Below are 574 nucleotides of genomic sequence, written 5' to 3'. Positions count from 1 at the left end.
GTAATATGCTTCTCGCCGCGCATCGAAGTCCTTGGGAAGATCGTCATCGGGATTGCGGTATCGGTCCGCCCCGACAACCCAGATTTCCTTAGAACGGATGCGATCGCGCAGTTGCGCGAGGACACAAAGCTCATAACTGATCCGGTTTACGCGCCCCTCTTCATCAATGACGGAACTGCGCCATCTCGCCGGAATGACCTCGTCGACCGGCACTGCGTGCGGCGGCACGTAGCGGCATCCATCATCCACTTTGCTTCTGATCCAGTCCAGGGCCGCCAGCACCGGACGCCACACGGCGTTGTTCGACCGGAACTCCAGTGCCGAAAGCAGGCTTGGCAGCATACGGCGATAATGATTGGCCCATGACCTCCGCATCACCTTGTAGATCCGCCGATCCAAGGCGCCCTTTGCCTGGCTTTCCTTGATGATCGCCGCCAGTTTGTCCTTGCCGGCGATTGGGAAAATGACATCGCAGATGCGCCCGGATGGATCGTCGATCGAAGCGCTGGCAATCTCGACCAGGAGTCGCTCCTTGCCATAGACCCGCTCGATGTCTTTCGCGATATCGCCCACC

At 59.1% G+C, this 574-nt stretch carries 1 pseudogene; it reads right to left on the bottom strand.

Features of this window, described 5'->3' with window-relative positions:
* A pseudogene (locus tag ET21_RS0117755) lies at positions 1–574 on the bottom strand (Tn3 family transposase); the annotation flags it as partial.

Source organism: Sphingobium sp. DC-2, from assembly GCF_000722555.1.
Taxonomy (GTDB): domain Bacteria; phylum Pseudomonadota; class Alphaproteobacteria; order Sphingomonadales; family Sphingomonadaceae; genus Sphingobium; species Sphingobium quisquiliarum.
The sequence above is the reverse complement of the archived record's forward strand: the minus strand, read 5'-3'. Positions and strand labels throughout refer to the sequence as shown.